14 protein-coding genes are annotated in these 13,748 nt (G+C 42.9%); 3 read left to right on the forward strand and 11 right to left on the reverse strand.

The genetic code is table 11. The annotated features are described in order from the left end of the window. The first annotated feature begins 851 nt into the window (after positions 1 to 851). Positions 852 to 1,097, forward strand: a complete 246-nt coding sequence (locus tag FKN16_RS00850) for a YgjV family protein (protein WP_005397186.1) — start codon at positions 852 to 854, stop codon at positions 1,095 to 1,097. Between the two features lie 98 nt (positions 1,098 to 1,195). Here the strand turns inward: FKN16_RS00850 and FKN16_RS00855 are convergent, their stop codons facing one another. Both FKN16_RS00855 and FKN16_RS00860 read right to left on the reverse strand, forming a co-directional pair. Continuing rightward, positions 1,196 to 1,477 (reverse strand): DUF2218 domain-containing protein, encoded by a 282-nt coding sequence (locus FKN16_RS00855; RefSeq protein ID WP_170901769.1) that lies wholly within the window; start codon positions 1,475 to 1,477, stop codon positions 1,196 to 1,198. A 42-nt stretch (positions 1,478 to 1,519) separates the two neighbouring features. After that, entirely contained in the window at positions 1,520 to 3,526 is a 2,007-nt protein-coding gene (locus FKN16_RS00860) for a TonB-dependent siderophore receptor (RefSeq protein WP_170901770.1), read from the reverse strand. 116 nt (positions 3,527 to 3,642) lie between these two features. Here FKN16_RS00860 and FKN16_RS00865 point away from each other — a divergent pair, with 116 nt between their 5' ends. Further along, on the forward strand, positions 3,643 to 4,611 hold the full coding sequence (locus tag FKN16_RS00865; RefSeq protein WP_065645903.1) for an AraC family transcriptional regulator: 969 nt from the start codon (positions 3,643 to 3,645) through the stop codon (positions 4,609 to 4,611). Positions 4,612 to 4,698: 87 nt separating this feature from the next. Then, entirely contained in the window at positions 4,699 to 5,085 is a 387-nt protein-coding gene (cueR, locus tag FKN16_RS00870; RefSeq protein ID WP_012842332.1) for a Cu(I)-responsive transcriptional regulator, read from the forward strand. A 52-nt stretch (positions 5,086 to 5,137) separates the two neighbouring features. On the opposite strand, the gene vctC is transcribed toward cueR, so the two are convergent. The 9 genes from vctC to rbsK all read right to left on the reverse strand — a co-directional run bounded on the left by vctC (position 5,138) and on the right by rbsK (position 13,629). Beyond that, the gene (gene vctC, locus FKN16_RS00875; RefSeq protein ID WP_005397181.1) at positions 5,138 to 5,893 is read right to left on the reverse strand and encodes an iron chelate ABC transporter ATP-binding protein VctC; all 756 of its coding nucleotides are present in this window, start codon (positions 5,891 to 5,893) and stop codon (positions 5,138 to 5,140) included. 2 nt (positions 5,894 to 5,895) lie between these two features. Continuing rightward, positions 5,896 to 6,846 carry an iron chelate uptake ABC transporter permease subunit VctG gene (gene vctG, locus FKN16_RS00880; RefSeq protein WP_046875986.1) on the reverse strand — a complete coding sequence of 317 codons (951 nt, stop codon included), beginning with the start codon at positions 6,844 to 6,846 and terminating at the stop codon, positions 5,896 to 5,898. After that, on the reverse strand, positions 6,839 to 7,774 hold the full coding sequence (gene vctD, locus FKN16_RS00885) for an iron chelate uptake ABC transporter permease subunit VctD (protein ID WP_104972467.1): 936 nt from the start codon (positions 7,772 to 7,774) through the stop codon (positions 6,839 to 6,841). Before vctD ends, vctG begins: the two co-directional genes overlap by 8 nt. A 22-nt stretch (positions 7,775 to 7,796) precedes the next feature. Continuing rightward, complete coding sequence (locus tag FKN16_RS00890; protein ID WP_048624947.1) at positions 7,797 to 8,705, reverse strand: siderophore ABC transporter substrate-binding protein; 909 nt, start codon at positions 8,703 to 8,705, stop codon at positions 7,797 to 7,799. Between the two features lie 163 nt (positions 8,706 to 8,868). Further along, positions 8,869 to 9,549, reverse strand: coding sequence for a Crp/Fnr family transcriptional regulator (locus FKN16_RS00895; RefSeq protein ID WP_006741007.1), 681 nt, complete (start codon positions 9,547 to 9,549; stop codon positions 8,869 to 8,871). A gap of 132 nt (positions 9,550 to 9,681) precedes the next feature. Next, complete coding sequence (locus tag FKN16_RS00900; RefSeq protein ID WP_109169875.1) at positions 9,682 to 10,413, reverse strand: nucleoside phosphorylase; 732 nt, start codon at positions 10,411 to 10,413, stop codon at positions 9,682 to 9,684. Between the two features lie 10 nt (positions 10,414 to 10,423). Further along, positions 10,424 to 11,155, reverse strand: a complete 732-nt coding sequence (gene pnuC, locus FKN16_RS00905; RefSeq protein ID WP_005397168.1) for a nicotinamide riboside transporter PnuC — start codon at positions 11,153 to 11,155, stop codon at positions 10,424 to 10,426. 500 nt (positions 11,156 to 11,655) lie between these two features. Continuing rightward, the gene (locus FKN16_RS00910) at positions 11,656 to 12,678 is read right to left on the reverse strand and encodes a substrate-binding domain-containing protein (protein WP_005397164.1); all 1,023 of its coding nucleotides are present in this window, start codon (positions 12,676 to 12,678) and stop codon (positions 11,656 to 11,658) included. 33 nt (positions 12,679 to 12,711) lie between these two features. Next, positions 12,712 to 13,629 carry a ribokinase gene (rbsK, locus tag FKN16_RS00915; RefSeq protein WP_170901771.1) on the reverse strand — a complete coding sequence of 306 codons (918 nt, stop codon included), beginning with the start codon at positions 13,627 to 13,629 and terminating at the stop codon, positions 12,712 to 12,714. Between the last annotated feature and the right edge of the window lie 119 nt (positions 13,630 to 13,748).

Here is a 13,748-nt window from a genome sequence, read left to right on the forward strand (position 1 = left end):
CTAATGGCTTACGTTTCCCATTAACCTTTTTAGATAATTTCTTATTAATTTAGTGCGGCATACTGCACACCTTTATACGATTAAACTAAGTATTGAATCATTAAACAATCGATAAATACCCTACTACCAAGCAACATAAGTAAAACTTACTCGTAGTCACAGAAATGTGACACATGTGCTGACGCGTAGATATCGAATAATTATATGAAATTGATACCTTATTCTGATTAAGTGTAGTTGTTTTAAGAAAAGAAGAGAGATGAAATCATTCAGCTAAACGCCAGACTGCCGGTTGCGATCAATAATGGAAGAAAAGCAATAAGAATGTTGTATACACCTGAACGTGATGACAACTTAATCAATATTGGTGACGAGAAAAACGTGACGATTAAATATTGAATGACATAAATCGTTGGACAAAATATAACCATGAAAATGTGGCTCACAATATGAATTCCCGAGCACCACGAATTCGGCTTTGTCCTGATATACAGTAAAAAAAATACGAGCAAGCTAATAAGAAAATACATAAACATCACACTTGAAAATAATTATCATTTTCAATCATATGTAAATATTCCCCCACTTTCAATGATGTGAGAGCTATTAATACCATCGTTATTATCAATCAACACAATAAGTAAAATTATCAGTAATTCCCGTCCTAAACGTTTGCGTAATCGCTAACCTTCTCTTAACCTTGATTTGAGGCTTTTATCACGGTTTTTCCATTGATATAGTGCGTCCATACAACAAAAAAAGACCATTCGAGGCATGGAGCTTCCTCATTAATCTCAAGATGAGAAGAATTGGTACCGACAAAATTCGGCAGATTTTAAGAGGGTCAAAAAATGGACATGAATATGGTTGAGATTTTAGGTTATGCAGCTTCAATCATGGTCGCAATTTCGCTAACTATGAAAGATATTGTTAAGCTTCGTATCCTTAACTTTATTGGTTGTGCGCTATTTACTGCTTACGGACTAATGATTGATTCTTGGCCTGTAGTATTAACTAACGGCTTTATTGCTTGCGTTAATATCTACTTCCTAGCAAAAATGCAACAGGAAAAAAAAAGCCTAGAATCTAGAGCCTAAAAAGCAATAGCATTCGAACAATAAAAGCCCGCGAATGATAAGATCGCGGGCTTTTTGCTTTTAATGCGCTCTCATTTTCTGCACATTCATCAATAGCTCTAGCGAACCCAGTTAAGTGCTAATGTTTCTCGACGAGAGAACATGTCTACATGCGATGAGATTATCGCCTTCACTGTGCTCAGTTTCTCTTCGGAATCCGCCTCACAAATAATGGTCAAGCTAGACTCGCAAAGAGCAAACTCCGCTTTTCCCGTCGGGAATGTCACCAAACCGCTGTGTTCATTCCAAGTAGAAGGAACCTTTCGTCCAAAATGCCGACAAAGCGTCACTAAGTATTTGTCAGCGTGTTCGCTATCTATTCGGGTGCTTTCTTTAATCATGAATTTACTCGTGTTTTGAAGCGCCCCCTCTCGGGAGCTCTATTAGAATTGATAAGCAGCAGAAAGTTTGAAGTTGCGACCCGGCTCGTAGTCATCAAGCGTGAAGCCACGTGCCGTACCCGAACGAGACGCATGAGAGCTGTACAACTCGTCAAATACGTTATCAATACCAAAGGTCACCGACAGTCCATCAATATTAGACGGCACCCATTGAGCATATAGATTATGTACATCATAGCTTGCTTTCTTTGGCTGACCATCAAAGACGTTGCCTTCCTCTAGAACAAACATTGAGTTCCACCCGAAGATCGTTTCTAAAGCGTCTGACTGGTAATCCAAAGTTAGAGCAATACTATCACCCATATCAATGCTACGCCCATTGCCCCCAGCAACAGGACCACCAGTATTCTTGTTTTTGGTGTCCGACTTAGAGTAAGAAAGTTTGCTGTTAAACTTGTCGTAGCCATAAGAAGCACTTGCCTCAAAGCCTTTAATCTCAACATCACCTAAGTTGTAAATCAGGTAAGTTTGAGTCGCGTTTTGGTACTGGTCTGCAATGTAATCATCAATTTCCGTTTGGAATGCCGTAATATTCGCTCCAAAGAAATGCTTATCAAAGGTTTTATCAAAACGGACACCACCCTGCGTGTTCAATCCCGTTTCAGGCTTTAGTCCATCCTCTAAAAATGCAACGTCTTGGTAGGCAATAAAGGTTTCCATCAGCTCAGGGCCTTTGAATAGAGAGCGTGCGCTCGCAAACAACGTCCAATCCTGAGTGACTGCCCATTCTGCTGCTAGGGCCCAGGTCACATCATCATAGTTACTCTTCCCCGTTTCAGCTTCACGTTTGTAATCATCAAAACGCATACCTGCGGTAACAAAGAAAGCATCAGAGAAGAAGAACTGGTCTTCTACAAACAATGCGGTTGAAATGGCCGATTCATCCATGAACTTACGACTACCGTAGTAACTTGAAGATGTCTTATCCATGTAGTCGAAACCATAGGTGATTCGATTATCAAACTCACCTAACATAACATCCGACTGGAACTTACCATTCAAACCAAAGTTTTGGTTTTTAGCGGTGTTCTTCGATAAACGGTTCGAAGGCCAGCGAGGAGCCATAACGCTCTCATCCCGTTTAATTTCTGTCTCGGTATTATAAAGTGTGACGTTACCTTTATGCTGTTCGCCTCGCAGCTCGTAACTCAAGGTAACGGTATCTCGGTCATAATCCGTAGGAATAAGTAACGTGCTCGATAAGCCATTGTTCGCACTACCCGACATATCAGGACGCGGACTGTAATCACCACTGTCTCGGTACATGTCATAAGAGAGCTCAAAACGATGGATGTCGTTTAGTTCATACCCCAACTTAGCCAGAATGTTGTAAACATCACCTGCAGCGCCATAGGTTTTGTTGCCGTCACCATCTTCAAAGTCATCGCGCGTAACGTAATGGCCATAAACCATCGCATCAATGTTTTCGGACAAAAGCCCGTACAGTGTCAACGAGCCTTGTTGGTTGTCGTTGGATGCATAACCGCCATAAACACGAGCGCCAAACTTTTCATCGTAACGAAGTAAATCACGAGCGTCTTTCGTTTCAAAATAAACCGAGCCGCCTAAGCCATTTTGAGTCACAGAGTTATTACCTACCTGGATATCGGCAGATTTGAGAATGTCAGGGTTTAGAGTTAAGTTCCCAATGTGATGGAACATGCTCGCATGCTGAGAAGCACCATCAAGACGAATGTCCAAATCGGTTTCGCTCAAACCACGAATGGTAATACGTTGATTCACAGAGTGTGTTCCACCAACATCCACACCGGGAATATCGCGCAGTAAATCAGACATATGATCCGCTTGCTTCAGTGACATGTCGTCCGCAAACATCGACTCAGTATTGCTAGAAACTTTTGTTCCCCATACAACGACTTCTTCAAAATGTGACTCGGTATCTTGAGCTAAAACAGGGTTTGATAGCGCCATTCCCACTGCAAGGCAAAGGCTTGAAAGCTTGATAGATGAACAAGCAGGGCTTTCCATAACTTCATTCCTAAATATTAATGATAATAATTCTCAGGTATAATAAGCATGAGTTTTATAAATACAAAGGCGATTTGATTATGCGAAATCGCACAAGTGTTATGAGGAAGTGTCAAATGCAGGAAGTCACACCAAAACGAACTAGAATTGCCAAGATCGCTTTAACCCAAAAACTGGAAGCCACAGAAAAGCAGTGGATCGTCACTCAAGGTCAACCTTGTCAAACTCAACTGGCAGAAGGCAAATTCCTATCATATCAGTACAATGATCAAATCTTTGTTCATGGAGGACGTTGCCTAGAGCTTGTTGATTCACATATTGTTTCTACTGCCCACGCCTCACTGTTGGTCACTATTCTTTTAGAAGGTAAGCTCTCATTTGGCTACGACGATTTGCAATTTGATTTAGACGCAAGCGACGGCCCTAAAGGTGTCGTGGTGAACCTACTCAAACCTGCAAACTTTCGTCGTTCACTGCTCAAAGATAACCTCATTAATAAGATCAACATATTGGTTAAGCCCCAGTGGCTAGAGGCTCGCCTTGACCAAACCTGTCGTCATCGGTCCTTTTTTAACTCTCATCAGGCGTTTCATCCTCTAGAGCTTAACCAGGCGTTATGCGAACTAGCTGAAACGCTGACAAGCCGAGAAACACCACAAGAATTCCAAGATAAGTTGGAAGTTGAAAGCTTGATCTATCAAATTTTGCATCAAGCGACTGAACAAATCCCCAAGCACTTCAGTGCTAATAAAAATAACCTTGAACGGCACACAGATGGTCGAATAGAGGATATTGTTAGCTATATAGAAACTCACCTTGAGCAAGAACTAGGCTTAGAAAAGTTGGCAAGCGTGTTTTCAATGAGCGTTTCAAACCTGCAGCGCCGATTTAAACAATCACTGAATATGACCGTAAATGGTTATATTCGCTTTCGTCGCCTTGAGATTGCGAGGCAACACTTGGAACGTGGCCTAGTGACGATCACGGAAGCGGCTTATGAAGCCGGATACCACCACCCTTCCAACTTCACCTGCGCTTTCAAAAAGGTATTTGGTGTACCACCGCATGAAGTGATAAAAGAGTAAAGAGGCCCCAGGTAACTGACTGTTATTTAGGAGTGTCTTATCCACAACATCGGTATATACTCGCCTTAAACGTTATGGAGGTTAAACATGAATATTGGTGCTGTCGCAAAGCTTACTGGGCTTTCATCTAAGTCGATTCGATTGTATGAAGACAAAGGGATCATATCTCCACCAGCGCGCAGTGACTCTGGCTATCGCGAATATTCAGATAATCATATTCAAGAGCTTAACTTAGTATCACGCGCAAAAAACGCAGGCTTTTCATTGCAAGAATGCAAAGAGTTTGTGCAACTTGCCCATAATCCCAACCGAAAAAGCAGCGAAGTAAAAGCAAGAACCATGGATAAGCTGAGAGAGGTTGAAGAAAAAATCGCGCACCTCATGGAGATCAAAACGCAACTCGAAGGTTGGGTTTCTTCTTGTCCGGGAGACGCTGAAAGCCGATGCCCAATCATAGACGAGCTCACCAAGTAAACTCGCCTATCTATCCTCATTGAGGAATCGCTTTCATTAGCCAGAGATTCGATTAGTGGTAAGTACACATGCGCTTGCCGTTTAATTCGATAATGTTAAACGGCGTTTCGTAGATATCCTCTAGCGTAGACGCCTGAATCACCTCTTCCACCGCACCACTTGCCACAACTTTGCCTTGCTTAAGCGCCAATATGACATCCGAGTAGCACGCTGCGAAATTAATATCATGAATTACCACCACCATGGCTTTGTTCATGTCATGAGCTAACCGCTGCACGACTTTCATGATCTGAAGAGAGTGTTTGATATCTAGATTGTTAAGTGGTTCATCAAGAAAAACGTAGTCTGTATCTTGTGCAATCACCATGGCAATAAACGCAAGCTGTCGCTGACCACCACTTAATTCATCCAAATATTTGTCTTGGATACCTTGTAAATCTAGATAGTCGATCGCTTGTTCAATCACCGCATGATCTTCTTTGGTCAGATTTCCTTTGGAGTATGGGAAACGGCCAAAAGAGACCAACTCCTTCACGGTAAATCGCATGGTAATAGAGTTGGCTTGACGAAGTACCGCCAGCTTTTTCGCTAACTCTTTAGTGTCCCATTCCGCAATTTCCTTGCAATCAATGATAACACTACCACCATCCCGCTCCGTTAAGCGCGAAGCCATAGATAACAGCGTGCTCTTTCCCGCGCCATTCGGGCCAATAATCGATGTTACCTTGCCCTTTTCAAACTGAGTATTGGCCTCATCAACTACTTTGTTTGAACCGAAGGCCTTCGTTAATTTGTCTATCACTATCATATTTATACAACTTTGTTTTTCAGTAGTAGGTATAAGAAATACGCACCACCAATAAAGTTAATAACGACACTCAACGTCGTCTCAAAACTGAACACGTTCTCGATAATCCATTGCCCAGCCAGTAACGAGCTGATGGAGAGAAACGAACAACCAACCAGTAGCGTTTTGTGTTGGTAACTTCGGAACATTTCTCGGCTTAAGTTGGTCACCAGCAAACCAAAGAACATAATTGGTCCCACTAGAGCCGTAGAAATAGCAATCAGAACCGCCGAGATAATGAATACATTTCGCGTCACCTTAGGTACGTCGACGCCCAAACTTTTCGCATTGTCTTGGTCGAGCCAAAACACATCTAAAGTGCGATGCATATTAAATAGCAACCAACATGCAAACATCAAAGCTGGTGCACTAAAGTAAACCAAATTCACTTTTACATTATTAAAGCTGGCGTAAAGTTTCGATTGAACGATTGCAAACGTATTTGGGTCCATCAGCAAAGAGAAAAATGACGCCGCATTGGAAAATAGCTGACCAAAGATCAAGCCGACCAATAGCAACGTAATCAAGTTCTTGCTTCCTTTAGAAAAGTAAAAACCAAACAACAATAACGAAAACGACACCATTACAATTACGGCAATCGCGAAATTGACATACAAGTTAAGAACTAAAGTACTCAAACCACCAAAAATCAGCACGATCAAAATTTGCGTCAACACATACAGCGCATCAAACCCCATGATACTTGGCGTTAAAATTCGGTTGTGCGTAATGGTTTGAAATACAAGTGAAGACTGAGCAATAGCCACACCCGCTAGCACTATCGCCAATACTTTAGGAACTCTACGAGATAAAAAATACTGGTAGTTGTCAGCCGTTAGCCCAATACCAATAAACAAACATGCAAAAAGTACCGCAATGCCACCTAGCAGTAGGATTTTCGTTGAATCACGCATGTTGCTTACCTCGCAACAACATCGCGATGAATACCACGCCACCCAATATGCTGATCACGATAGAGATTGGCATTTCATGAGGGAAGATAATCAAACGACTCACCAAGTCGCAACACAGCACTAAAGTCGCCCCATACATGGCCGTAAGCGGAATGTTCTTTTTGAGGTTATCACCATAAAAGTGACTAACGAGGTTCGGCACAATCAGACCAAGGAATGGCAGCTGCCCAACAATCATCACGACACTTGCCGACATGATGGACACCAACAGCACGCCAATCGTGACAACCTGCTGATAATTTAACCCCAAGTTAACCGCGAAATCTTTTCCGATACCCACGGCTGAAATCCTTGCGGCAAAAAGATAGCTGAGAATAGCCATTGGTACCGCGATGTACAGTAGCTCAAAGTCACCACGTAAGATGTTGGCAAAATTCGCTACCGTCCACGCGTTTAGACTTTGTAACGCATCGTATTTGTAAGCAATAAATGTAGTCATTGATTGGATGACATTGCCGAAAATAATTCCGACAAGTGGCACAAAGACCACACTCTTAAATTGAATGCGTTGAATAAAGAAAATAAATGCTAGCGTCCCAAACACCGAGATGCCGAATACGAGCCAAAGGTGATTGTCGTTACCAAAGAAAACCACGCTCAGTACGTAGCCCAGCATGGCACATTCGATCGTACCAGTTGTAGAAGGTGCCGCGAATCGGTTCTGGCTGATTTGCTGCATGACAAGACCCGCAATACTCAAGCCAGCACCAGCGAGTAATATGGCAAATAAACGTGGTATACGGCTGGTAAAGAAAAGCTCCAACGCTTTCTCATCACCCGAAAATAACTGTTGGGGCGTCATGTTTGCCACCCCAACAAACAACGAAACCGTGCTTAAAACCACAAGGGTTAGCAATAACTTTTTCAAAGTTAACCTCTGCTATCTTGGATTACAGTTCAACGGTTTGCTTGATCTCACTGACCATTTTTTCTGTTGCAGTCACACCAGACATCGACAAGTACCACGCGTCCACATCTAAATAAGTGATTTTGTGATTCTTATATGCGGCGGTTGCTTTGACTAAGTCGTTATCCATGGACTTACGAATATCGTTATCTGGCGTGCCTTTTAGCGAATTGCGGTCAACTACGAGTATATTTTTCGGGTTAGCTTCACGAATAAATTCATAAGAAATAACATCTCCGTGAGTGCCCGTTTTCACGTGTTCAACCGTTTCCAAGAAACCGAAATCGTTATAAATCACACCAAATCGCGATTGAGATCCAAACGCACTGATGTTGTCACCCATGCTTAAAATCGTTAACGCATCATTGTTATTTGATTGGTTGTAGTCACGGATTGCTTTGAATTGAGCATCTAGCGCTTCAATTTTCTGCTCTACTTTTTCTTCGATATTGAAGATTTTACCAATATTGCGCCACTGTGCTTGCGTACCTTCCCAGTAACCTTGATTCTCTTTCGCAGCAAAAACGACCGTAGGAGCAATTTCACTCAGCTCTTCATATTTCGCAGACGCTCGCGGACCAACCAATATCAAATCTGGTTTTTGCATGTAAATGGTTTCAAAGTCAGGTTCAAACAAACTACCCGCAGAGGTGTAGTTATCTTTGCTGTATTTTGAAAGGTAGCTAGGCAGATTAGAAGAGTTAGAGACTGCAACAGGATCGATACCAAAGTTGTCCAGCGCATCTAGCGGTCCAAAGCCAATCACAACCACGCGTTCTGGTGATTGTTCTAGCTCGGTTTGCCCCATGTAATGGTCAATCACAACCTTAGCAGCGAAAGAAGGAGAAACAGTAAATAGCGACAGCATAGCCGCACCGACGAATTTTTTCATTTTGTTAAGCCTTAATGAGATCTATTATCATGCGCGTTCGCAATATAACGTTACTCTTTACTGCATTCAACAAAATTTAAGGTACTTTACATTAGTTACGCTTATTCGAGCTTCAACTATATCAAAGACTTATAAAAACCATTCATTGCAATATCTAGGTGTATCATTCATGCGCTTCGATAAATGCTTTAAGTGCAAGCTCATCAATAATCTCCAACCCGTTTTCCGTTTTTGCAATCAATCCCTTTTCAATCAAATCTTTAACTGCACGTCGATAAACACGACCAGAAGTACCAAATCGCTCAGCTTCTTGATTTACTTTGTCAAAGCCACCGAGCAATGTGTTGGTTTGATTACGGACGAAAAGATCATACGCAATATTATAAGTAATGGGATGCAATAACCGATTGGTATAGATATCCATAGAATCTTGATAATCTTCGGCCAACGCTGAAGCAAAGAACACCATCATTTCTGGATGCTTTTGTAGCGCTTCAGTTAGTTTTTGGATGCAGATGACATCAACCTGCATGTGCTCATCTGCAATCACATTCCATTGGCAAGGAGTCTGAGTGAAGTACTCCATTTCACCATAGATATGGTAGTCGCAGTTTGCCTCTCCTAATTGAAAGCGTCGCCCATTCGCGGCCAATATACTCATTGACACTCGACCTACCGGCACAACATATAAGTACTGAAGTTGCTCACCTTGGCGGAGAATTTCTTCCCCAGCATCAAAGTAACGCGTACTAATTTGACACTGATAGATCATCTCACGAAAGGCAACGCTCTTTTTTTCAAGGTATGTTTTGAAGCGGCCAGTTGGATACGGGCTGATTTTCATTCTCTGCTCTCTCGGAAAAGTTACTGATAACTATCTCAGGTGGATTGTACCCCGTAACACCAAATAAAAAAGCGACAGTGGCCTGTCGCTTTACATTCATTGATTTATAAGAGTTACTGAAGTTAGTACGGACTATCTCTGAGCAATCAGCGCTTCTAACGCCGTCATTGCAGCAAGCTTCTCACCTTGCATCATTACTTTCGCTTCATCAACGTACTGGCCAACCCCTTCTTTCACATCTTGTTGATACAAAACGACGTTATTTAAGATCGAAGCCACATGAAGGCCACGTAATCGGCCAACGGCAAACAGAGCTGAGGTTTCCATATCGGCACCTAAGACGCCCTTCTTGTTCCAGTATTGGCATATCGCATCTTCGTCATCGGTATAGAAACTGTCGTGAGAACGTACCACACCGAAATGATAACGCGCCTCTTGTATTGACAGGTAACGCTCAACTTCCTTTAATAAGGAAAAGCTTGCGTACGCCGGATAAGCCGAATCCACATACGCTTTGGAGCCGCCTTCATCTCTTACCGCACCTTCGGCAATGATTAGCTCGCCAAGCTGAATCCCAGATTGCATCGCACCGGCCGATCCAACACGTACCACATGAGTTACGCCGCACTGTTTTAGCTCTTCTACCGCAATGATCATCGATGGAGCGCCGATGCCTGTGCTGCATACTGAAACAGGCTGGTCCTTGTATTTGCCAGTAAAAACACGGTACTCGCGATTTTCCGAGATCATTTCTGCATCATCCAATAATGCGGCAATACGATTAGCTCGGTCTGGCTCACCACATACAATGACGAGAGGAGCGACTTGTGTTTCATCAACACCAATATGAGGTTGTTTAGCCATTTTTCGTTCCTTATGCTGCAGCTTGAGCTAAGGTTTTATCGCCATTGCGCTTGGCGCTACGGGCCCATTCACGCGTACCATTGGCAGCAATGAACATCAAAATCGCATACTGAACGGACATCGCATAAACACCCTGTGTCGCGTAGATGCCAACACTAATGATGTTAATCACAACCCAAAGAATCCAGTTTTCCACATATTTACGTGTCATCAGAATTTGTGCAACAACAGAAAGTACTGTCATGGTTGCATCCCAAAACGGGAACGCATCAGGTTCAAGTACCGGATCAGCCAAACCTGCACCAAAGAGATTCAAGCTATCAACAGCAATGTTTGCTAATGCAAAGAAAAAAGGGTCGATGTAGATGGTTAACAACGCGATAGACACAACGCTAATAGAAGCAGTGGCGATGAGTTTCTGTTTGTTTAACCAGCGTACTTCCAGCGTTTCACCTTCCGCGTTTGGACGAGTCCACGCATACCAACCGTAAATGTTCGCACAGAAGAAAAACAGTTGAAGAAGTAATAATCCGTATAACTGAATTTGGAAAAAGATAACGGCAAAAAGAGTGACATTCAGCAAACCGAATAAGTAGTTGATGGTTTTTTCTTGGCTAGCAAACCAAATGCAAAGCAATCCAAAAACCGTACCGAAAGCTTCGATCCAACTCATTGCGTAACCGCCGCCAATTGGAATGTTAACCAGTGTGTTGTTTATATCGAGTAAGGCAAGTAGGTCCATGTCGATGTCCTTTATTATTTTGTTTGGGAATATGCCTATATTAGGGCGTGACACCTAACAAAAAGGAGGACATTTGTCCCCCTCTTGATGCACTCGATCATAATTCAGTTCAATATTTGCTTGAAAGCAATAAATGACTCAATTGAACCGCTTGGAAATTAACACGCCTAAGAATCCAAACCTAAATAGCGCTTTTTGAATGCGGAAGCTGATGCAAATAAAGCTGACGCCAAAAGTGTAATAACAAACCCAATTGCGTACTCGAATGCTTCATTCACCAAGAGCTGATAACAGCTCACAAAAAAAATCAGTATGACCGCAATAACATTAACTCGGTGAAACCAAGGATGCTTTACGGAGAACTTAGCGTAACCTTTTGATAACATTTAACTAATCCGCCAGACAACAATTAATATTTTTATTTATAATCAATGGTGATAGTAAGGCTTTATAGTATAAAGAGAAACGACTTTTTTGATTTTTTAGCTCAACATCACAGGTCATCTAGTGCTGCTTGACTTTAATATCTTGACACTTTTTCGTTCAACTAAGGTAGGTTCTAATTGCACGACTTGCGCTTCTGTTGATTTATCATCCAGTTTTCGGACAAGCGTTTCCACGGCAGCTTGCCCAAGACGGTATTTAGGCTGGTGAATTGTGGTGAGTGATGGCGACATGAACTTCGCGATATGTATGTCATCGTAACCGATGATTGAAATCTGTTCCGGGACTTTAATATTGAGCTCATTTGCGGCGTTAATCACACCCATCGCCATCATATCATTGGAAACGAAAATCGAGCTGGGTAAGGTGCCTCGCTGCGCCATTTTCATAAATGCTTGATATCCGCCTTCACATTCGAAGTCCGATTCAATTATCCAGTTAGCATTAAATTCCAAGCCAGCTTCGTTCATCGCACGTTTGTAACCTTCGTATCGCATTTGTGCTTGGTGTTTAATCAAAGGGCCGGTGATACATCCTATTTCTGTGTGGCCGCAATCAATCAGGTATTTCGCCGCTAGGTAACCGCCACGAAGCGAGTTATCTTGAATTTTATCGCTCGTAAACAGCATTGGCCCCCAATCCATCACCACGACTGGGATATCAGGATAACGCTCAAATACATCGATACGCTCCCCTTCTAGCGAGGAGCACATCAAGATCAAACCATCGACACGCTTTTGCAAAAGCGTATTAATGGATTGGCGCATGCGTTCATTATCACCTTCTGTGTTACATAGAATGAGACTATAGCCTTTGTGATAGCAACTGCGTTCGACGCCTTTTACGACTTCGCCAAAGAATGGGTTGGTTGAAGTTGTCACTAGCATACCAATGGTTTTGGTACGATTGACTTTGAGGCTACGCGCCAAAGCTGATGGCGCATAGTAGTTGAGTTCTTTTGCGGCATTATTGACGCGTTCGGAGATCTCTTCACTCACAAAACGCGTCTTGTTAATAACATGGCTCACTGTTGAAGTGGAAACCCCTGCCAGTTTTGCGATGTCTTTCATCGTCGCCATGTTATTACTCCTAATTAATGAGGCGTTTAAGCCCTATTGTGCAGCGAGAAACGCGTCCACCTCTTCGCGAGTTGGGATCGACGTCTGCGCGCCAAAGCGGGTCACAGAAATTGCAGCCGCCGCATGTGCAAACTTAATTGCTGATTCTAAAGGTAAATCCTCTAACAGGCCAGTGACGAATGCCCCATTAAACGTATCCCCTGCTGCGGTGGTATCAGTCGCGTCAACACGGAACCCCGGGATGAGCTCACCTCTACCATTTTGACTTAACCAAACACCCTTCGCACCGAGAGTGATCATGACAATTTCGATACCTTTGCTATGAAGCACATTCGCCGCTTCTTGCGCGCTGTCATTATCCGTTACCGTTACCCCCGTCAACACTTCAGCTTCGGTTTCATTTGGTGTAATGACATCAATACAAGCAAGCAGTTCGTCTGACAGTTCACGAGCTGGCGCTGGGTTCAGAATGACATTGGTTTTGGTATCTTTCGCGATTCGCGCGGCTTTCTCAATGCCGCACATCGGCGTTTCTAATTGCATCAGCAGGTAATCCGCTTGGCGAATGCGATCTAAATCTGGCTCAATCGCTTCTGCTGTCAATTTGGCATTCGCTTCTGCTGAAATACAAATGCTGTTTTCACCACTATCCGACACTTGAATCATCGCAATGCCAGTTGGGCAGTTTGGTTGCATCTTCACACCTGTGATGTCGATGCCGTCCATATTGAAGTTTTCACGAATATTGATGCCGAACGAGTCATCGCCTACACAAGCAATAAAGCCAATATCAGCCTTGAGTCGAGCTGCAGCAACAGCTTGGTTGGCACCTTTGCCACCTGGGATAACTTGATAGTTGCGACCATGTAGCGTTTCGCCAGGGCGAGGGAAAGAAGGCACTTGAAGAACATGGTCAGCGTTTACACTACCTAACACCACTAACTTATTCATACGGTTATCCTCGGTTCTGAATGAACCCTTTTTTTGAAAAACTATTTTGGAAAATACATTAGATGACTTTAACTTCTCTTCCTAACGAAGGAGTCACGATAAAAAGCCAAAGGCATCTA

It is taken from the genome of Vibrio sp. 11-4(1) (assembly GCF_013048625.1).
In the GTDB taxonomy this organism is placed as follows: domain Bacteria; phylum Pseudomonadota; class Gammaproteobacteria; order Enterobacterales; family Vibrionaceae; genus Vibrio; species Vibrio diabolicus.